Source organism: Pseudovibrio flavus (assembly GCF_009711345.1).
GTDB classification, from domain to species: Bacteria; Pseudomonadota; Alphaproteobacteria; order Rhizobiales; family Stappiaceae; genus Pseudovibrio; species Pseudovibrio flavus.
The window spans coordinates 392,811-413,053 of the sequence record NZ_SMMA01000065.1 but is presented as its reverse complement, the minus strand read 5'-3'; the positions used below and the strand labels follow the sequence as shown (position 1 = coordinate 413,053).

The 20,243-nt window shown below is 51.7% G+C and carries 22 protein-coding genes; 8 read left to right on the top strand and 14 right to left on the bottom strand.

Annotation, left to right across the window (positions count from 1 at the left end; genetic code table 11):
* Both E1162_RS17020 and E1162_RS17015 read left to right on the top strand, forming a co-directional pair.
* The coding region (locus E1162_RS17020; RefSeq protein WP_257099071.1) for a DUF5330 domain-containing protein at positions 1-599 on the top strand (599 nt) is incomplete at its 5' end.
* A gap of 139 nt (positions 600-738) precedes the next feature.
* Positions 739-1,176 (top strand): SufE family protein, encoded by a 438-nt coding sequence (locus tag E1162_RS17015; protein WP_155133734.1) that lies wholly within the window; start codon positions 739-741, stop codon positions 1,174-1,176.
* A 61-nt stretch (positions 1,177-1,237) separates the two neighbouring features.
* Here E1162_RS17015 and E1162_RS17010 read toward each other — a convergent pair whose 3' ends face one another.
* The 10 genes from E1162_RS17010 to E1162_RS16965 form a co-directional block, all read right to left on the bottom strand.
* Positions 1,238-1,960 carry a DUF6456 domain-containing protein gene (locus tag E1162_RS17010; RefSeq protein WP_155133731.1) on the bottom strand — a complete coding sequence of 241 codons (723 nt, stop codon included), beginning with the start codon at positions 1,958-1,960 and terminating at the stop codon, positions 1,238-1,240.
* Positions 1,957-2,289 (bottom strand): helix-turn-helix domain-containing protein, encoded by a 333-nt coding sequence (locus E1162_RS17005; RefSeq protein WP_155133842.1) that lies wholly within the window; start codon positions 2,287-2,289, stop codon positions 1,957-1,959. Before E1162_RS17005 ends, E1162_RS17010 begins: the two co-directional genes overlap by 4 nt.
* A gap of 491 nt (positions 2,290-2,780) precedes the next feature.
* On the bottom strand, positions 2,781-3,200 hold the full coding sequence (locus tag E1162_RS17000) for a Ros/MucR family transcriptional regulator (protein WP_155133728.1): 420 nt from the start codon (positions 3,198-3,200) through the stop codon (positions 2,781-2,783).
* Between the two features lie 464 nt (positions 3,201-3,664).
* Positions 3,665-4,021 (bottom strand): monovalent cation/H(+) antiporter subunit G, encoded by a 357-nt coding sequence (mnhG, locus tag E1162_RS16995; protein ID WP_155133725.1) that lies wholly within the window; start codon positions 4,019-4,021, stop codon positions 3,665-3,667.
* Positions 4,018-4,374 (bottom strand): cation:proton antiporter, encoded by a 357-nt coding sequence (locus E1162_RS16990; protein WP_155133722.1) that lies wholly within the window; start codon positions 4,372-4,374, stop codon positions 4,018-4,020. The genes mnhG and E1162_RS16990 overlap by 4 nt, the downstream gene beginning before the upstream one ends.
* Entirely contained in the window at positions 4,371-4,850 is a 480-nt protein-coding gene (locus E1162_RS16985; RefSeq protein ID WP_155133719.1) for a Na+/H+ antiporter subunit E, read from the bottom strand. Before E1162_RS16985 ends, E1162_RS16990 begins: the two co-directional genes overlap by 4 nt.
* The gene (locus tag E1162_RS16980) at positions 4,847-6,430 is read right to left on the bottom strand and encodes a Na+/H+ antiporter subunit D (RefSeq protein ID WP_155133716.1); all 1,584 of its coding nucleotides are present in this window, start codon (positions 6,428-6,430) and stop codon (positions 4,847-4,849) included. The genes E1162_RS16985 and E1162_RS16980 overlap by 4 nt, the downstream gene beginning before the upstream one ends.
* Before the next feature lie 5 nt (positions 6,431-6,435).
* Positions 6,436-6,813, bottom strand: a complete 378-nt coding sequence (locus E1162_RS16975; RefSeq protein WP_155133713.1) for a Na+/H+ antiporter subunit C — start codon at positions 6,811-6,813, stop codon at positions 6,436-6,438.
* Complete coding sequence (locus E1162_RS16970; protein WP_155133711.1) at positions 6,813-7,232, bottom strand: Na+/H+ antiporter subunit B; 420 nt, start codon at positions 7,230-7,232, stop codon at positions 6,813-6,815. The genes E1162_RS16975 and E1162_RS16970 overlap by 1 nt, the downstream gene beginning before the upstream one ends.
* On the bottom strand, positions 7,233-9,608 hold the full coding sequence (locus E1162_RS16965) for a putative monovalent cation/H+ antiporter subunit A (RefSeq protein WP_155133708.1): 2,376 nt from the start codon (positions 9,606-9,608) through the stop codon (positions 7,233-7,235).
* A gap of 294 nt (positions 9,609-9,902) precedes the next feature.
* Here E1162_RS16965 and msrB point away from each other — a divergent pair, with 294 nt between their 5' ends.
* From msrB to E1162_RS16945, 4 genes are all read left to right on the top strand, one after another.
* Positions 9,903-10,313, top strand: coding sequence for a peptide-methionine (R)-S-oxide reductase MsrB (msrB, locus tag E1162_RS16960; RefSeq protein ID WP_155133705.1), 411 nt, complete (start codon positions 9,903-9,905; stop codon positions 10,311-10,313).
* Positions 10,314-10,594: 281 nt separating this feature from the next.
* The gene (locus tag E1162_RS16955; protein ID WP_155133701.1) at positions 10,595-12,739 is read left to right on the top strand and encodes a S9 family peptidase; all 2,145 of its coding nucleotides are present in this window, start codon (positions 10,595-10,597) and stop codon (positions 12,737-12,739) included.
* Positions 12,740-13,051: 312 nt separating this feature from the next.
* Entirely contained in the window at positions 13,052-13,456 is a 405-nt protein-coding gene (locus E1162_RS16950) for a hypothetical protein (RefSeq protein ID WP_257099070.1), read from the top strand.
* A gap of 34 nt (positions 13,457-13,490) precedes the next feature.
* Positions 13,491-13,856 carry a hypothetical protein gene (locus E1162_RS16945; protein ID WP_155133698.1) on the top strand — a complete coding sequence of 122 codons (366 nt, stop codon included), beginning with the start codon at positions 13,491-13,493 and terminating at the stop codon, positions 13,854-13,856.
* Between the two features lie 57 nt (positions 13,857-13,913).
* Here E1162_RS16945 and E1162_RS16940 read toward each other — a convergent pair whose 3' ends face one another.
* Complete coding sequence (locus E1162_RS16940) at positions 13,914-14,513, bottom strand: superoxide dismutase (RefSeq protein ID WP_155133695.1); 600 nt, start codon at positions 14,511-14,513, stop codon at positions 13,914-13,916.
* A 272-nt stretch (positions 14,514-14,785) separates the two neighbouring features.
* Here E1162_RS16940 and E1162_RS16935 point away from each other — a divergent pair, with 272 nt between their 5' ends.
* A complete protein-coding gene (locus tag E1162_RS16935; protein ID WP_155133692.1) occupies positions 14,786-15,994 on the top strand; it encodes a YbfB/YjiJ family MFS transporter in 1,209 nt (402 codons plus the stop codon).
* Between the two features lie 73 nt (positions 15,995-16,067).
* Here the strand turns inward: E1162_RS16935 and E1162_RS16930 are convergent, their stop codons facing one another.
* Entirely contained in the window at positions 16,068-16,940 is an 873-nt protein-coding gene (locus E1162_RS16930) for a branched-chain amino acid aminotransferase (protein WP_155133689.1), read from the bottom strand.
* A 413-nt stretch (positions 16,941-17,353) separates the two neighbouring features.
* Here E1162_RS16930 and E1162_RS16925 point away from each other — a divergent pair, with 413 nt between their 5' ends.
* Positions 17,354-18,016, top strand: coding sequence for a haloacid dehalogenase type II (locus tag E1162_RS16925; RefSeq protein WP_155133686.1), 663 nt, complete (start codon positions 17,354-17,356; stop codon positions 18,014-18,016).
* A gap of 74 nt (positions 18,017-18,090) precedes the next feature.
* Here E1162_RS16925 and E1162_RS16920 read toward each other — a convergent pair whose 3' ends face one another.
* Positions 18,091-18,687, bottom strand: a complete 597-nt coding sequence (locus E1162_RS16920; protein ID WP_155133683.1) for an LOG family protein — start codon at positions 18,685-18,687, stop codon at positions 18,091-18,093.
* A gap of 84 nt (positions 18,688-18,771) precedes the next feature.
* On the bottom strand, positions 18,772-20,163 hold the full coding sequence (locus E1162_RS16915; protein WP_155133680.1) for a dipeptidase: 1,392 nt from the start codon (positions 20,161-20,163) through the stop codon (positions 18,772-18,774).
* Positions 20,164-20,243 lie beyond the last annotated feature (80 nt).

Sequence of the window (20,243 nt, the reverse complement as noted above, 5' to 3'; positions counted from 1 at the left end):
CGATTTTCTTAAAAGTAGCGTCAAGTGACATAACGGGGCAGATTATGTACTCACTACTCAAAATGACCTTCTGGATTTCCTTGATCTTGCTGATCATCCCTATTGGGACTGGCAGCGATGAGGAAGCGCCTGCAATTAATCCACTTCAGGCCCTTGTTGCTGCGCAGTCGACTGTGAGTGACCTTTCCGGCTTTTGCGAGCGCAACCCTGCTGCATGCGAAACGGGAAACAACATTCTTGAACTGGTTGGTATGAAAGCAAAACAGGCTGCCCGTCTTGCTTACTCCTACCTTGTTGAAGAAGAAAATGCCGAGGGTGTTGAAGCGATTGCGCTTGAAGAACTGCCAGCCGATGTAATGGCACCTGTGAGCGAAGCCATCAAACTCGCACCAATCGCCGAAATTCAGGAGCAGATCACAACCGGTACGCTCACATCTGACGACCTTCAGATTCCGTGGCAGCTTAGCGCAGAAGAAACCGCTGCAGCGGCTAAAGCAATTGCAACCGCTCCTGCCGTTGTACAAGAGCTGGTCGAGAACCGTTCAGTAAACACACAGTACCTATCCATTCCACTGCCGCGCCCTAATCCGCGTTCGTAACATCTTCCCATCCAAGACCATCGCAATCTCTCCGCCTTATGCTTTTGGGCAAACAGGTTTGAATAGAACCTGCAGGCGGTTGCTCTCTTAAGGAGCGCACTGTAGAACAGTGCCAAAATGCTCTGGAGACACAATAGCAATGGCAAGCTCTATCGAAGATATTCTCGAAGGTTTTGAATTTCTGGACGATTGGGAAGATCGCTACCGGTATGTCATCGAGCTTGGCCGCGAACTTGAACCCCTGAGCGATGAAGAGCGCAGCGATGCCAATAAAGTACAGGGCTGCGTATCTCAGGTTTGGCTGGCGCTTTCGGTTGGTACCAACAGCGACGGTAAGCCTGTTTTGACCTACAAGGGCGACAGCGATGCTCATATCGTGCGCGGCCTTGTTGCTATCGTTCTTGCAAAATACTCCGGTAAGGACGCACAGACCATTTTGGATGAAGACATCGAAGAAACCTTCAACCAGATCGGCCTGCGCGAGCACCTCACCCCACAGCGTTCCAACGGCCTTGCCTCTATGGTTCAGCGCATCAAGAGCGATGCTGTGAAAGCCATTAGCGGCGAAGCTGCATAATCAAGTTACGCTCTGTTAGATTGGAGGCGTATGTCCCATCGAGGGCTGCGCCTTTTTTCGTTTATGGAGATGCCCTGAGCGCTACCAGATAGTGAGCGTAGAGCCGGTCCAGCGCTAGGCAAAGAACCACCTTTGCGGTTCTTTCCGGCCAACCTCTTTTTTTCTCCGTCGCAGCAAGCCCGTTGAGGTGACAGCACACATCTACCAGAACTGAAGAAAGCTCTGGCCCGACAGCATCAAGCGCATCGTAAAAGCGTCGGCGTGCGTCCAGCTGATAGTCGCTCTCTTCCATTTGGCGATAGCTGGATCCAAGCCTTTCAGTGCGCCAGTTGCTGCGGGTGATGCCGCCTAGACAAGCCCTAGTAAAGTCCGTACGCAAACGCTCACCGGCCTCAACCTGCTCGCTCGTAACCATCGGTTGGCCATGCCGATCCCGCCGACTGGCGAGCCACTGCAGAGGACTTTCTTTGAGACTCACCTGAGGTAAGTCGGTTAGCTTAACGCCCATTGAGCCTACGGGAGATGCATACTGCGGCTCCTCCAGCCCAGCAGAACTTAAAAGTACCTTCAAAGTCTGTCGGCCAATCATTGTGAGGGAAAGATGGTCAGACGCTGAATATTCGATGAGCCCAGTATCAAGCGCCAGCTCAAAGACCGGACTAGGAAAAGCCTCTGTAGCCCTATCTTTGGAGTAGCCTGCCCGCTTTACTTGCTTCAGCAGGGCAACAACCTTCTCTTTCGTACCGGCAGACAAAGCATAGAGCTGCATTGGAAGTGACGTCATGCGCTTTCCCTCCACTCATGCATATCAATTGCCCGCCGAACAGAGGCTTGCATTTCAGCTTCTAGATCAGTGATAAGCCTATCGAACGTTTCGTCATCGCGCATGTCCTCGACAATCTTGCAAGCGTGGCCTGCGGTCGTCCGGTCACGGCCAAACACCCTTCCAGCCTGAGAGAGTGTCAACCCCAAGGCAACATGCAGCAGATACATGGAAACCTGCCGGGCAAGTGCCACGCGAGCCCTTCCACGAGAGGGGGCATGCATGTGTCGCGGATTTACTGCAAACGCGAGAGCAACACATCCTGTAGCGATAAAATCCACCCCTCCCATCAAGGGCTGCGGTATTGCCTGTTTTATCGCCAGAGCTTCTTCGGTCCTGTGTAATGCACTATCGAAGAGTTTCATCTTCCTCACCTCCTAAAGCTGGGTCGAGATGCTCGAACTCACTTCGAAAGCGAGTGTTACCCCTCAAAATTCGATGAGAATAACTTGTTGTTTATTGTTTCTAGCGGAAGCACTTCAGTGACAAACATCGCTGAATTTCATTTAACCTTGAAATCAGCAGTATAAACTATCCGCAATCCAAAACTCTCTACAATTTCCTAGTGGTACAGTAGATATAATCGTCATCAAGTCAGATTTAACCAATCATTTTTCACCACTTATTTTTAAAGGTAATCGCGGAAGCTTAACTTAGACACACACGTTCAACAGCACTTAAAACAAAACGGGGCTTATAACGTGAATCACGCAAATAACGGGCATAAAAAAACCGCACCCGAAATTCGGATGCGGTTTTAAAGCAAATCAGCTGCTAGCGATTACTTGCCTGCGCGCTTACGCTGCTGACCGAGGCCCATTTTCTTGGCCAGTTCGGAACGTGCAGCTGCATAGTGTGGAGCAACCATTGGGTAGTCTGCAGGCAGACCCCACTTTTCACGATATTCTTCAGGGGTCATATCGTAGTGGGTGCGCAGGTGGCGCTTCAGGGACTTGAACTTCTTACCGTCTTCCAAGCAGATGATGTAGTCGTTGGTTACAGACTTCTTCACTGGTACTGCTGGCTTAAGCGGCTCTGGCTCAGGCTCTTTAACAGTGCCGCTGGTTTTCTGCAGGGCAGCATAAACATCAGTAATAAGTACAGGCAAGTCAGCAGATGCCACAGTATTATTGCTAACATAAGCAGAAACGATGTCTGCGGTCAGATCAATCAGGTTGTTGTCTGCAGGGATCTCGCTCATTCTTTCACCTGTCGGTCATATATACATAATTTAGATCACACGCTTTGCACGGTCTAATTTGCTTGAAAAAACTTGCAGGACACTTTCGAACCTCAAGTTTTTATCAATAACAATTGATTCCGAGCAAAGCAAAACTACTGCCCGTCCTTATAGGAGCTACCTTTATAGATAACAAGAGAAATAATGCAATAAATACGATCTATACTACGTTTTGTGAACAGTTGATGGGCAAAAGAAACTTACACGTTCCAAATTGCTTATATGATCTAAGTAAGTATTGAGGGAAAACTGGCAGAAAACTCGGAGATTTTCGCTGGCATTTCTTTGCCATGTACAGCAGTGGCTGCCCTTACGCCACGAAAAAGGGGAGAAGCGCTTTGAAGCTCGGCTTTTAACACGCCTATTGCGCGATTGCCTAGCCCCAAGGAACACTCCTCCCCTAGTTCTATTGTTTTATTTTGTCCTTAGTTGGACTTTGCACCTTGATGCTTGTTTTCTTCAAACAAATCATCGCGAACTGTTTCCGGGCATGGACGATAGCCAACGCTGTGAGCAGCGCGAGCGATCAGGTGCGCAGAAACTGGCGCAGTGAGAAGGAAGAAAATAAAGCCAGCAAGCGCACGGCTGAGAACATCCCACTCGGTTGCAATTACGCCCAAAGAGATGAGCAGCAAACCGGAACCAAGGGTACCAGCTTTAGATGCTGCGTGCATGCGGGTGTAAACGTCTGGCAGACGGATCAGACCAAGACTTGCAACAAAGCAGAACAAACCGCCGGCGATTACAACCAAGCCAACCACAACATTAAGAAGCGCGATCATTTACGTTCCTCCAACATTTCTTCGGTTGCTTTGCACTCTTCCTGAATAACTGCGTCCTGTTCACGGCCACGGTTAAGAACAAAGCGTGCGAATGCAACGGTTGCAAGGAAGCCGACCAGACCAAGTGCCAACGCGATATCAACGTAAAGCGAGTAACCGGAATGGATACCGATCGTCGCAATAAGACCAATCGCAACTGCAACCAGAGTATCCAGACCGATGATACGATCAGGAAGGGTTGGGCCCTTGATGATGCGGTAGGTGATCATCAAGAAGGATGCAGAAAGACAGATCATCGCGAAGACGACGGCGAATTGCAGGAAGCCTGCAGAAGCCTGTTCAAAGACACTCATCGAAACGCCTCCATGATTTGACGTTCAAAACTCTCTTTGATCTCGCGGATGGTTTCGTCCGGATCCGGCACGTCCACGCAGTGGATGTAAAGGGTCTTGCGATCCTCGGAAACATCCATGGACAGGGTACCTGGGGTCAACGTAATCATGTTGGCAAGCAACGTGATTTCGTAGTCCTTGGTCACTGTCAGTGGCATCGCGATAATACCAGGCTGAACATCCAGTTTAGGATTGATCAGCATGATGAAAACGCGCCAAGAAGACTTCACCAGTTCCCAGAAGAAGGTGAGAGCCAGCTTGGTAATGCGCCAGGAGCGAGCAATGTAGCGACGGAAAGCAACTTGCTCACGGATGACATAAAGGGTCAGAGTCGCCAATACGAAACCGAAGACAAGGTTGAGGCCGGTGAAGGAGCCGGAAACGGCTGCCCATGCCACGGCCATCAGCAAGTTTGCTAGAAACAGGCTCTTGTTCATGGCTTAACTCCAAACACTGCTTGTACATAGGTTGCTGGATCAACGAGGACCGCCGCACCCTTTTGAACAATCGCCATAACGCCTTCAGGCTGAATACCGATCAGAATGATCAGACCAGTCAGGATAGAAAGCGGAATGAGCACGGTTACAGGAATAACTGCCTTTTCCTCGGTCGCCTGAACAACCACCTGAGTGCCATCTGTCACACCTTCTGGGCCACCGCGCCAGAAAATGAAGATCCAGAAGCGGCCAATGGTGATTGCGGTGAGAACACCGGTTACCAGAATACCAGCTGCTACCCAGCCCATGCCACCAGCAAGAGCGCCTTCTACCAGCATAACCTTCGGCCAGAAGCCGGAGAATGGAGGCAGACCAGCAACTGCAAACAGCAGAACCAGAGTACATGCTGCAACCAGAGGGCTGCGCAGGTAAAGGCCACCCAGCTCACGCAGGGAGTAGGAACCGCCCAGCAGGTTGATAAGACCAGCCAGCAGGTAAAGTGCAGTCATACACAAGATGGAGTGCGCTGCGTAGAAGATAGAGCCAGCAACAGACACTTCCGAACCAACAGCAAGACCTGCCAGAACGGTACCGATACCGGAGATAACAATGTAACCCAGCATACGGCGGATGTCGGTCTGTGCCAGAGCGCCCAGAACACCGGTCAGCATTGTTGCAACAGCAACAAGACCAATCAGAGTGGACAGCCATTCACGACCTTCAGGCATGACAACCAGCATCACACGAAGCAGCGCGTAAACGCCAACTTTGGTGAGAAGACCTGCGAACACCGCAGACACCACGATACGTGGGGTGTGGTAGGAAGCAGGAAGCCAGAAGTTAACCGGGAACGCAGCAGCTTTCATGCCGAACGCAAGGAAGTAAAGGGCAGCGATACCCATTACAGGAGCGTTCTCAGGAAGCTGAGGAATTCTCATAGCGATGTCCGCCATGTTCAAGGTGCCGACCATACCATAGAGGAGACCGGTGGTTACCAGGAACAGGGTTGTCGCAAGAAGGTTCAGAACCGCGTACTTCATAGCACCGTCGAGCTGACGTTTCTCGTTACCCAGCACGATCATGCCGAAGGACGAGATGAGCAGCACTTCGAACCATACGTACAGGTTGAAGATATCGCCGGTGAGGAATGCGCCGGTCACACCACACAGCAGAAGCATCAGGAACGGGTAGAAACCGTAACGACGTTCGGACTGTTCGATGGAACCTGCAGCATAGATTGCAGCACAAAGCGCAACAATCGACGCAGCAAGGGCAAACAGCACACCCATAGCATCAGCGGTGAACGCGATACCGAATGGAGGAAGCCAAGAGCCCATAACCATGCTGACAATGCCGTTATTAAGGACATGCGCCAGCAGAAGAATATTGGAGAGTACGACCAAGCCGATCGTACCAATGCCGATCCATGGCTGGATGTCGGTTTTCTTGCGCAGCATGATAGCTGTCGCACCACCCAGCATGAGCAGCAAAGTAGGAGCCACCAGGAGCCAGTCCGCTAGCGGAGTAGGATCCATAACCCAGGCAGCTGCCCAATCAAAAGCAGGTTTATTTGCAGCCATTCTTATTAGTACCCCAGTGGCGGCTCTGCTTCGCCTTTAGGCTCAGCGATACGCATTTCTACAACGTCATCGGTTCCAAGATCCTGGAACGCACGGTAGCCGAGCACCAGGAAGAACGCGAAGAACGAGAAGGAAATCACGATCGCAGTCAGGATAAGAGCCTGAGGCAGCGGGTTAGCTGTGACTTCCAACGGAATGTAGCTGTCGACTGGAATGACCGGCGGCACTTCACGGGTCAGACGGCCTGCAGAGAAGATCAACAAGTTCACGGCGTTGCCGAGAATTGCGATACCAAGCAGAACGCGGACCAACTTGTTCGACATCATCAAGTAGAGTGCTGCCGAGAAGATAAGGCCGATCAGGAGCGCGAAAATGGTTTCCATTATTTCTGCTCCCTTTCTTCCAGAGCCAGAGCGATAGAAGTAATCGCACCAACCACGACGAGGTAAACGCCGATGTCAAAGAACATCGGAGTGGACAGGTCTACCGGAGTACCGAAGACATGGATCTGCAGCCACTGGCTGGTCATTGCAGGCTGCGCAAGAAAGATACTTGGCATAACCGACAATGCAGACAGAACCAGACCAGCCGCAGCGATGGACAGCGGATGGAATGTAATTGCACGGCGCACAGCGGCTACACCGCAAGCAATGCCGTAGATCGCAAAAGCGGATACAGCAATCAGACCGCCGATAAAGCCACCGCCCGGCTCGTTATGGCCGCGGAGCAGCACGAAGATCGAAAAGAGGATCATCAGTGCTGACAGGTAAGGCGCAATAGTGCGGAAGATAACGGTATTCATTTAAGCACCCTCCTCATTGCGAACTGGTTCCGGAGCAACAAGCGGCTCGGCCTTCTCGCCTTTCGGGCGCACACGAATGAGCGCCAGAATTGCCAGACCGGTTACGAGCACAACGGTGATCTCGCCCAGAGTATCAAGCCCGCGGAAGTCAACGATGATCACGTTCACGATATTACGACCGTGAGCGATCACGCGGCTGTACTGCGCGTAGAACTCGGAAAGAGAAGCGTTGAACGGAAGTTCGACAATGCTGATAAGCAGGAATGCCAGACCAAAACCAACGATTGTTGCAAGAACACCGTCGAATACACGGTCTTTAACCAGACGGAAGTCGCGTGGCTGAAGATCGAGCTTGGTCATGACCAATGCAAGGATAACAACGGAAAGCGTTTCAACCATGAACTGGGTGAAGGACAGATCCGGTGCACCGTAAAGCAGGTAAATGATCGCGACTGCGAAGCCCAGAATACCCAAAGACACAATCGCGATAAGACGATTGACCGCGAACAGAACCGCACCAAGGCCGATAACGGCGATGATCACGAAGGTCCATTCATAGAAGGTCAGGTTCTGGATCGCAGAGAAGGTCGGGAACGTGCCGGTTGCGAACATTGGTACGTACAGGAACACTGCAAGTACAATGAAGGTCGCACGCACGTAGCTGACCATGGAGCCAGTCTGAACTGTACGGGTAACGAGCGTTGCAAACTTAACAACCAGAGTAATGAGCTGGTCGAAGCCTTTGTCCGGACCCCAGCCAATTGCTTTTACGAGCTTGTCTACCTGAGCACGAATAAGGTCGAGCTTGGTGAACAGGAAGCTACCCAGAGCAATGGTGATGAGAGACAGGAACAGCGCTGCGTTGATGTGTTTAGGGATCAGGTACAGGCCGTAGGTGTAGCTTTCGCCGGTTACAGCGCTGATCATCGGGTTGATGAACAGATCGCCAGTGAACGCAGCAAACACACCAGCCAGAAGACCGGTAACAGACAGGAAGACCGGACCTGCGTAAAGCAGCACTGGACCTTCATGTGCGTGTTTCGGAGTTTCTACCTTAGGACCGATGAACGGCTTGAGAGCAACAGCACCAGCCAGAGCAAACATCAGCGCGTTACCAACGAGTGCGATCAGTGCCCAGCCCGGACCGAAGCCCAGCACCTGCCATGCACCGTCATACAGCATTTCTTTGGCGATGAAGCCAATGAAAGGCGGAAGACCAGCCATGGAAAGCGCAGCAAGACATGCAGCAGCGAAGGTAATTGGCATTGCCTGACGCAGACCGCCCAGCTTGGTTACATCGCGGGTACCTGCTTCATGGTCGATTGTACCGGCGACCATGAAGAGTGCGCCTTTGAACAAGGAGTGACCGAAGAGGTAAAGAACCGCACCCTTGATTGCCAGCTCTGCGGAGGTACCGGTCAACATGACCAGCAAGCCGAGAGAAGCAACAGTGGTGTAAGCCAGCATAAGCTTGAGGTCTTTCTGACGAGCGCCAAGAACCGCACCAACGATCAACGTGATACCGCCGAAGATCGGCAGAACGGTTGTCCATAGTGCAGTGTCACCCAGTACAGGGTTCATACGCATCAACAGATAGACGCCAGCCTTAACCATGGTTGCAGAGTGCAGATACGCCGAAACAGGGGTCGGCGCTTCCATAGCGTTTGGCAGCCAGAAGTGGAACGGAAACTGAGCAGACTTTGTGAATGCGCCAAGGGCGATCAGAGTAAAGATCGCAACGTACAATGGGCTATCACGAAGAACGTCGCCGGAAGTCAGGATTTCGTTCATTTCCATGGAGCCGCTTGCCAGACCGATCAGCAAGAAGCCAGCCAGCAGTGCCATGCCGCCCGCGCCGGTTACAACCAGAGCCTGGATTGCAGAGCGACGGGACGCTGCGCGCAGGTGGTCAAAACCGATGAGCAAGAACGAAGTAATAGAGGTCAGTTCCCAGAAAATGAACAGGGTGATCAGGTTGTTCGCCAGAACAACACCGAGCATTGCACCCATGAACAGGAACAGGAACGAGAAGAAACGGCCCTGCTGCGGATGGCCTTTCAGGTAACCGCCAGCATATAGAATGATGAAGGTACCGATGCCGGAAATCAGCAGAGCGAAAAGGGTCGACAAACCATCTAGATAGATGGAAAAAGTCACGCCGTATGTAGGCACCCACTCAAGTGCTGCGGTGTATACTTCGCCTGAAGATACGCCCGGCACGAGTGTGAGAAAGTGCAGAAAAATAAGCGCAGGAAACACGGCCAGAACCCAAGCAGCATTGTGTTTCAAGCGCTGCGTGAGGACAGGACCGAGTGCTGCAGCAACAAATGGCGCCAACATGGCCCAAAATGTTGCCTCTACACCAGTAAGCGGCATATGGCACTCCGTTAATTTATACGTGGTTTCACAAGGAGCATTCGAATCCTACCTAGATCCCAATTCAGCTCACCTGGCAGACTTCATAGAGCGCAGGTGCAAAAAGGGCAAGCGGTGACCCTAGGTGCAGATACCTACTTCATCTTGCACTGCAAGTCGTTAATACGCAAATGTATGTAGCTATGCGCGATTTATTTCTTCAAGAGGTGTATAGTACATTTTATGTAAAATTATGGGCTTCTATCTATACATGGGCCCATCTAGGCAACAGCTGTAGAGCTGTCTGGAGGTGCTATGAATTCGAAAAAAGACATGTCGCTTTTAAGTGAAGCGGAGTGGCAAAACAGACTTTCTCCAGAGCAATACTATATTCTACGCAGAAAGGGCACGGAGCGCCCGTTTACCGGACCGTTCTGGGACCATTACGAACTGGGCACCTACACGTGCACTGCGTGCGACAATAACCTCTTCAAATCACACAGTAAATTCGATGCAGGTTGCGGCTGGCCCAGCTTTTTCGAGCCTATTTCTGCCCAAGCGTTAACAGAACACGAGGACTTTTCACACGGAATGGTGCGCGTTGAAATAAGGTGTGGAGGTTGTGGCGGACACTTAGGGCACGTTTTTGATGATGGCCCTCAGCCCACCGGACTACGTTATTGTATGAATGGAACCGCTCTAAAATTTACGCCGGATAATGGGTAGCGCTAGCTATCCTTTTTCCCTGCAAAAACAACGTGAAGTGGTGGGACGATTTGAAGCGTCGATAATTGTTGATAGTTTGCCTTATCCAGAACACAACTCAACCAACGCTTGCCGTAAGGTGAAATTGCTTATGGCAATTGAGCAACAGTGTTGCTGAACGGTATCCATGTACGTAATCGCAGTGATGCATGTGATAAGGATCACATTATCCTATAAAGCATCACTGGTAAGCACTTGTGGGTGTAAGTATATTTAATTATCCGCAAGATTGTTGGGGGACCATGAAACCTTTGAAACCGCCATTTGCCGAAAAGCGCCCTTCCCTGTCATCCATGCACGGCCATGAGCGTACCGATAACTATGCTTGGCTGCGCGCCGACAACTGGCAGGAAGTGATGAAAGATCCTTCCGTACTGGCTGAAGACATCCGCACCTATCTGGAAGCGGAGAACGCCTACACTGACGCCCAGATGGAGACGACAAAGGCTCTTCAAGACACGCTATTCAGGGAAATGAAGGGGCGGATCAAAGAGGACGATAGTTCCGTTCCAATGCATGACGGCCCGTACGCCTACGGCATTCGATATGTCGAGGGCGGTCAGCACCCGAAATTTTACCGTAAACTTGTTTCTCCTTCCGAGATGGATGTTGCTGCCCGTGCGCAGCTCTGCGATCAGGAAAAGCAGGAAGAAATTATTCTGGACGGCGACAAGGAAGCTGAAGGAAAAGCCTACTTCCGTATTGGCGGCGCTTCCCACAGCGACGACCACAGCAAGCTTGCTTGGGCTGCCGATGATAAAGGCTCTGAATACTATTCCCTGCGCATCCGCGACCTGAAGACCGGTAGCGACTATGCTGAGGTGATTGAAGACACCAGCAGCGGCGGTGTCTGGTCTGCTTGCGGCGATTACGTCTTTTACGTGCGCCTTGATGCAAACCACCGTCCATCAAAACTCTTCCGCCATAAACTTGGAACGTCTGTCAGCGAGGACGTGCTTGTATATGAAGAAGAGGACGCTGGATTCTTTATGGCTGTTGGCCGCACCCAATCCGGCCGCTTCATCACGATTGATATTCACGACCACGAGACTTCCGAGGTTTGGGTTATCAAGGCAGATGAGCCAACTGCAAAGCCGAAATTGATTGCGCAGCGCGAAACCGGCGTTGAGTACACACTTGATGATGCTGGTGACCAGTTCCTCATTCTTACCAATGCGGACGAGGCTGAAGACTTCAAGATTGTCTGCGTACCTGTTGTTGCTCAGCTCAATGCAAGTGGCCGCACCCACTGGACCGACTTGGTTGAACACAAAGCTGGCCGTCTCATTCTATCTATGAGCGTGCTGCAGAACTATATGGTTCGACTGGAGCGCGAGAACGGCCTTCCGCGCATCGTTTCGCATCGCTTGGTGGACAATATCGAGCATAGCGTAAGCTTTAAAGAAGAAGCCTACAGCCTTAGCCTTTCGGCGGGCTACGAGTACAACACCTCGATTATCCGCTTCACGTACTCTTCCATGACCACACCTGCGCAGACATTCGATTATGATGTCGAAACGCGTGAACGTGTGCTGCGCAAGACTCAGGAAGTGCCAAGCGGCCATAACGCGGATGATTATGTCACTCAGCGCTTGTTTGCGGCGGCTGATGACGGGGAGCAGGTGCCGATCACCGTGCTGTACCGTAAGTCAACAGCGCTTGATGGCAGCGCGCCATGCCTGCTTTATGGCTACGGCTCCTACGGCATTTCCATTCCGGCCAATTTCTCCACCAACGCCTTGTCGCTTGTAGACCGTGGTTTCGTCTATGCCATCGCTCACATTCGCGGCGGTAAGGAAAAAGGCTTTGCTTGGTACAAGGCCGGTCGCCGCGAGTACAAGAAGAACACGTTTACCGACTTCATCGCGGCAAGCCGTCATCTGGTTAGCAACAACTACACCAGCCACGAGCGCATCATCGCGCAGGGCGGCTCCGCCGGTGGCATGCTGATGGGCGCTGTATCGAATATGGCTCCGCAGTGTTTTGGAGGCATCATCGCGGAAGTTCCGTTTGTAGATGTGCTCACCACCATGCTTGACGACACACTGCCCCTCACCCCGCCTGAATGGCCGGAATGGGGCAACCCAATCAAGAACCAGAGCGCCTACGAGTACATTGCCTCCTATTCGCCAGTCGATAACGTGGAAGCAAAAGACTATCCGGCGATCTTTGCGCTTGGCGGGCTTACCGACCCTCGCGTGACATACTGGGAGCCTGCAAAATGGGTTGCCAAGCTGCGTGAGCTGAAGACCGACGACAACCTTTTGATGCTGCGCACCAATATGGATGCAGGTCATGGCGGCGCATCAGGCCGGTTTGACCGCCTCAAAGAAGTTGCGCTTGTTTATTCGTTTGCGCTCAAGCTGACACAGGAAACAGTCAGCTAGAGCAAAAAAGATACGGAAGGGCTTTTCTTAGCGGTCTTTCCGTTGCAGCACGCCAGTGCACCTTAGCTAAGATCTTCATTGACTTGGCGCTCCGTTCTGCGGGGCGCCTTTTTTATTGCCCATTGCATTTTAGTTTTTCGGGCAAGCGCTGATTAACCAAACCAGAAGACCTTGGCGCAGTTTAAATAAATTCGTGAGCTTTCTGTGAGACTTTCAAAACCATAGGCGCGGCTAGACACGCAACAAATTGCCAAGAATCTGTGTCAAAAAAGATAGCGCCCAAAAGGAACAGGCCGTCACAGGGAGACTGCCATGAATTACTGTCGGAACCCATTATCACTTGGTGTTGCACTGCTGCTGGGGCTATCGGTGCTTGCTCAGACTACGCCAGCTAACGCGAGGCTCATCACCAACTCGCAATACCCGTTCAACTTCATGATCCCCAATGACATGAATTCCAAGCCACGGGTCTACGGCACCCAATACGACTGCAAAATACGGGTCGCCGAGGATGGACGGGACAATGTGTACCAAGCGTTCGTGAATGGCCGCTTCAACAATCCTAACCGTGCGATCTCCAGCGTTGCCTGTTTCCAGTCAATGCAGATGTGTCAGCGCTATCTGAACTTCATGCGGGGCTATCTGGACTTCACCCAGAGCGCTGCCTGTCAACGCGGCTATGCGAATATCTTTGACTGGTTCAGAGGAAGAGACTGAAGCCCTTTTTAAGCGCTAAAGCGAGACAGCAATAATGAAGAACAAGAAACTGATTGCGACTGTCATGCTGGCAGCCGTGGTGGCGGCTTGTGCTCGCCCGCCTTCCACGAATTACCTTGAGCAGCGGCTTATTCCCAAGTCTGGCAGAGTTCACCCCACTGTTGCGGGCACTCAATACGACTGCAAGATAGCGGCGGCTCGTTTTGGACCGGAAAATGTTTGGCAGGCCAATGTGGGTGGGCGCGTGTTTGACTATGACAGCCCCTACAATGTTTCAACCGTTGCCTGCTTCGAGACGCAGGTGGACTGCGAAGCCTATCTTTATTTGATGAACGGGTATCTGGACCAGATCATCACCTCCCGCTGCCATTTGGGCAGACAGAAAGGGCTTTTCGGCTAGAAACGAAAAGAGGCGACCAACAGGCCGCCTCCTTCAAAAAATCACGTCGAAACGGGATTAGACAGCTTTTTCGAGCAGCTCTTCCACGTATTCCCAGTTCACCAGATTGTCGACGAATGCTTCGAGGTACTTAGGACGCGCGTTGCGGTAGTCGATGTAGTAGGAGTGTTCCCATACATCCACGCCCAGCACAGGCACAGCACCGAATACCAGCGGGTTTTCGCCGTTTGGTGTTTTCATCACTTCAAGCTTGCCGTCTTTAACAGCCAGCCATGCCCAACCAGAACCGAACTGGGTTACGCCTGCCTGAATGAAGTCAGCGCGGAACTTGTCGTAACCGCCAAGATCTTCGTTGATCTTCTTCTGGATGAGGCTTGGCAGAGCAGTGCCGCCACCATTTGGCTTCATCCACTTCCAGAAGTGAAGGTGGTTCAGGTGCTGACCAGCGTTGTTGAAGAGGCCCGGATTTGTGCCGTAGCTTTCCTTAACGATTTCTTCCAGAGACTTACCTTCAAGACCGGAGTCCTTCAGCAGGTTGTTGCCGTTGGTCACGTAAGCAAGGTGGTGCTTGTCGTGGTGGTACTCGAGCGTCTCGGCAGACATATATGGTGCCAGCGCGTCGTATGCATATGGAAGATCTTCAAGAACAAAAGACATGACAGTGCCTCCGGTTGGGAGTTTTAAATTTTTAATGCTGAGAGGCGGCTCTGAAAGCAAACCACCACTGCAACGTGTGGAGCAAGATAGGCGTGTTTTCCTGTACTCGCAACGATCTTTTGGCGAATTAAGAAATATATTTCTTTCTTTATTCAACCCCAGCAAAACTGACGCTGCGGCTTTGGTAGGATTTAAAAACCACCTCTTGCGTTCTGTGTATTTTCAGTGGATTTATGTAGCGTATATTACGTATTCATAAATCGGTCCCATCAATGATTTCAAAGATTTCCTCCTTCCGTCTGGCCTTTGGCGGATGCCTTTCCCTTGTTGTGGCGATGGGGATCGGACGATTCGTATACACACCTATCCTGCCTTTCATGTTGGCAGACGGTCAGTTGTCGCCAGTCTCATCGGGTGTTGTCGCCTCCGCCAATTATCTGGGGTATTTGCTGGGTGCGATGGCTGCAGCACTGCTGCCAACGCCGTTTGGTCTCTACCGCTGCTTTGCAATTGCAATTGCTATGGCTTCCCTCACCACACTCGCGATGGGCGCTCCTTTTCTGGAACAGCTCCCCACTCTGCTTGGCTACGGCACTATTCGCTTTGTATCGGGAGTTGCCAGCGCGTATGGATTGGTTCTTTCGGCCACGCTGGTGCTTGACGAGCTGACTGCTCGGGGGGACTTGAAGATTTTTCCGGTGCACTTTGCAGGGGTTGGGACAGGCATTGCACTATCATCACTACTGGTAGAGATAACGGGATCGACTATCGGTATGAGTGCCTCCACACTATGGCTATTATGTGGGGCTGTAAGCCTGCTGCTAACATTTGCTGTGCTCACGCTTATACCAGCGCCCAAGCGTGCTCCCGTATCCGAAGCAAGACAGGAACCGCAAAGCAGCCAGAACGGGAAAACCAAACTATCAGCTAATGCCTATCGGCTTATTCTCGCCTACGGCTTTTTCGGACTTGGCTATGTTATTACCGCGACCTTCTTGAGCGTTATTGCAGATCAGCAACACGGCCTATCCAACTACAAATCATTCATCTGGATGATGGTTGGTATTGCTGGCGTCCCCTCGGTGTTTCTATGGGGAAGAATTGGCGCGAAGATCGGAAACAAGAACGCACTTCTAATTGCCTTTATCCTAGAGGCAATCGGCGTTGCACTTAGCGTTCTTTGGCCAAGCCTAACTGGCCTCATCATTTCCGCAGTGCTCTTTGGCGGTACTTTCATTGCTATCACAACACTTGGTCTCTTGGAGGCAAAGATCCTTGTGCCACAGTCCCCCCGCTTGATCGTGGGCCTGATGACAGCTTCCTTTAGCCTTGGGCAGGTAATCGGACCGCTGATTTCCTCCGCCCTTTATGAACAAACAGGTGACTTTACGATTGCAACGCTGTTTGCGTCCCTCATGCTCGTTCTGTGTGCCCTGATGGTCATCAAGCCGTTCACCCCGCCGGTGCCTCAAGAAGTTTAACTGGGCCTGCCAGACAACAAAAAAAGGCCGGTCAAACCGGCCTTTTCTTTACTCGTAGAGCTCGCTGTTACCCTTAGTAGGTAAACGGCTGTGCGAACGAGAATTCGAAGTACAGAGCGCGTGCTTTTTGCGCTACTGGACCAATGCCAAGCTCACGGTCATCAATCTGACGAACTGGAACGACCTTGGAGTAGTTGCCAGTCGAGAAGATTTCGTCAGCTTCGAGGAAGTCCTTGTAGCTTAGCAGCGCTTCATGAACCTTGTAGCCAGCGTCACGCAGCAGTTTGATGACGCGCTGACGGGTAATACCGTTCAAGAAGGTACCGTTCCAGAACGGGGTAAACACCTCACCGTTCTTCACCATGAATACGTTTGCAGAGGTAAGCTCAGCAACATTGCCCAGAGCATCCAGAACGATCGCGTTATCAAAGCCGCGAGCCTTTGCTTCTTTAGAAGCGCGGGCGTTGTTTGGATAGAGACAACCAGCCTTGGCGTTTACCGGCATTGTTTCAAGCGTTGGACGGCGGAAAGGAGACAGCGTCAAAGTATTGGACGCGCCTTCTGGTGCCATTGGAGCTTCAAACATGCAAAGGCAGAACTGGGTGGATGTCGGATCGGCATCGATAACACCCGGGCCATCTTTGGTTGCCCAGTACATAGGACGGATATAAACAGCTTCATCTGCTGCAAACTTACCCATACCCTCTTTCGTCAACTCGATGATCTCGCCAACCTGCTTGGTTGGTTCCATTCCAAGAGCAAGGGCAGAGTTGTTTACGCGCTCGGCGTGAAGGTCGATATCCGGCAGCACACCTTGAAAACCGCGTGCGCCGTCAAATACGCTGGAACCCAGCCAAAATGCGTGATCGCGCGGGCCCATAAGCATTGGGTTGCCCTCATGCCAAGCGCCATCGAACCACGTCCAAGTCTTCGACCATCCGGCCATTTTGCTCTCCTTAGATGCGCGCAATTAATCGATAGCGCGCCAACAAACTTATTTATTAAATTATAGGAGATGGAAAAGGGAATTTTGCTTTAGGTCAACCGCAACACTACGAATAGGACAATTCCGCAACTTATGAAAACAAACGGGCCTATGTTCGTAATTCGTTCATGTTAACTGATATACTTCACGCAATTTTTGTTCGTGGAAGATACCCACAACAGAGCGACTGATCATCGATTCTATCTGATAAAAGAGGCATATGCATGCCAGCCATATACCTCAGCTTACAAATAACGTGGGAGAATAAAGCTCCACAATATACCTGAGTAGAGAGCGGTCGATGTCTTGACGCGTGCGCCCAGACAGGTTTCTCTATTAATCAAAGACTTGCTTGCAGGACACTGGAGATTTGCATGCGCCGCGCTGCTTATGTATTTGACGCTTATGGGACATTGTTCGATGTCCATGCCGCTGTGCGTCGTCACGCGAAAGAAATGGGACCGGAAAGTACCCGCCTTTCAATGATCTGGCGCGAGAAGCAACTCGAGTATTCTTGGGTTGGAACCTTGATGGGACACTACGAGGACTTTTGGGCGTTGACCCAACAAGCCCTTGATACCGCCTTTGCAATGGTGCCGGAAGTAGACCGTTCCTACCGCCAGAACCTGCTGGATGCATACTGGGAGCTGGACTGTTACCCTGAAGTACCGCAGGTCCTGAAAGACCTGAAAGAACACGGTGCACGCATTGCCATTTTGTCCAATGGTTCGCCTTCCATGCTCAGTGCAGCTACGGATGCAGCTGGTATTTCCGATCTTATCGATGAAGTCTTCTCAGTGGACCTCGTGGGCAAATACAAGCCGTTGCCGGAAGTTTACGAGATGGTGACCACCAACTTCCGCCTATATCCGGAAGCTGTTTCCTTCCAGTCGTCCAATCGCTGGGATATTGCAGGCGCAACCAAGTTCGGTATGCGCACCGTTTGGGTGAACCGCCACAACATGCCTGATGAGTATACAGGTTATACCCCTGCCGCTGTGCTGCCAGACCTTAAGGGCCTGACCTGCCTCGACTAACTACGGCATACAAATATTCGTTTTCGTGAACGGCCTGAGCCCTGTGGCTTTCAGGCCGTTCTCATTTTATGCGCTTAGAGCTGGTCCTTGGTGACCCATTTCATGACTTTCGGCGCTTCATAGCTCTCAAAAGCATCAAGCAAGCCCTGCGGTGTTTCTGCTACCTTCAAGATATCGCGCATATCCTGCTTTAAGAAACCTTCACTCACCATCCTGTCGAGCATGGTCAAAAGCGGGGCATAGTAGCCGCCAGCATTCAGCACTCCTGATGGTTTTGTGTGGTACCCAAGCTGGGCCCATGTCCAGATTTCGAACATTTCTTCCATGGAACCAGCGCCGCCCGGCAGGGTGATGAACGCATCCGAAAGGTCATTCATCATGGCTTTACGCTCGTGCATGGAGCCAACGATATGAAGCTTGGTCAGGCCGGTATGCGCCAGCTCTTTTGCAGCGAGAGCCTCTGGTAGCACGCCGATAACTTTACCACCCTCGCTCAACGCACCATCGGCAACGCGCCCCATTAGGCCGACCTGCGCACCGCCATAAACCAGAGTTTTACCGGCTAGAGCGATCTGGCGTCCAGTTTCAAACGCTGTCTCGGCATAGTGCGGAGATACACCCATGGATGAGCCGCAGTACACACAAACAGCCGAAATTCGGGAAGTGCCCATAGTTCTACACCTTCGCAATCATTCAAAAAATAATGCCGGAGGCAGAACCTGTCTCCGGCATGTCGTTTAACACTAGAGGCTTTTTTAGCCCTTGGCTAGTTCATCCAGAACGCGAACCCAAGAGCGAATGCCTTTATGGAAGCTCTTCAGCTCGTACTTTTCGTTTGGAGAGTGGATCTGGTCTTCATCAAGGCCGAAACCGATCAGCAGGGAATCCATTTCGAGGGTGTTTTTGAACTTACCAACGATTGGAATGGAACCACCGCAACCAACGAGAACAGCTTCTTTGTTCCACTCAGCAGAGAGAGCTTCTTTGCCCTTTGCAAGCGCAGGAGCATCAAAGTCCATACGCAGAGCTTTGTCGCCGCCATGCGGGTGCAAGATCAGCTCGAAGTCTTCAGGGGTTTTGGACTTGAGGTAAGCGCGGAACGCATCGCGGATCAGCTCAGGGTCCTGATCGCCAACCAGACGGAAGGATACTTTTGCGTGAGCTTCAGCAGGAATAACGGTTTTGAAGCCTTCGCCGGTGTAACCGCCCCACAGGCCGTTTACTTCGCAAGTCGGACGAGACCAGATCTGTTCCAGAGTGGAGTAGTTTTTCTCGCCACCCGGATTTTTCAGGCCAATGCCGCCAAGGAATTCTTCGTCGGTGAAGCCTAGGCCATCCCACATTTTCTTCACGTCTTCTGGCAATTCCAGAACACCATCATAGAAGCCCGGCAGAGTGATACGGCCGTTTTCGTCACGCAGGCCAGCCACCATATCGCACAGGACATGCAGCGGGTTGCGAGCGGCGCCGCCGTACATACCAGAGTGCAGGTCTTTATTCGGACCCTTGAGGGTGATTTCTTCACCCACTAGACCGCGCAGCATTACGGAAATCGCAGGAGTGTCTTTGTCCCACATGCTGGTATCGCAAACGAGCGCGAGGTCTTTGGAAAGCTCTTCCTTGTTTTCATCAAGGAATGGCTGAAGAGATGGAGAGCCGCTTTCTTCTTCACCTTCAAGAAGGATAGAGATGGAGATCGGCAGTTCGCCAGCTTCTTCCATCCATGCGCGAGCTGCTTCAACAAAGGTCATCAGCTGGCCTTTGTCATCGTTTGCGCCGCGAGCAACGATCATCTTGGAACCGTCTTCACGGGTCACGATCTGCGGATCAAACGGGTCTGCATGCCAGAGTTCGATCGGATCAACCGGCTGAACATCATAGTGACCGTAGAACAGCGCGTGCGGGCCGGATTTGCCTTCAACAACGCGGTGACCAACGACCATTGGATGACCAGTGGTGTCGCGCACTTCAGAAGGAATACCGATAGCGGTCAACTCGTCTGCCAGCCACTGAGCGGCGGAGCGGCAGTCGTCTTTGTAAGCTGGATCGGTGGAGATGCTCTTGATGCGAATGAGGTCGAACAAACGGTTCAAGCTGGCGTCAAGGTTATCATCAACGCGGGCAAGGACCTTTTCCAACTGGCTCATACCGGTTTCCCTTTCATTATGTCATTATCGCAGTAAGCACTGACCACGGTCTGCTCGGCAAACATAATGGCAGATAGCGG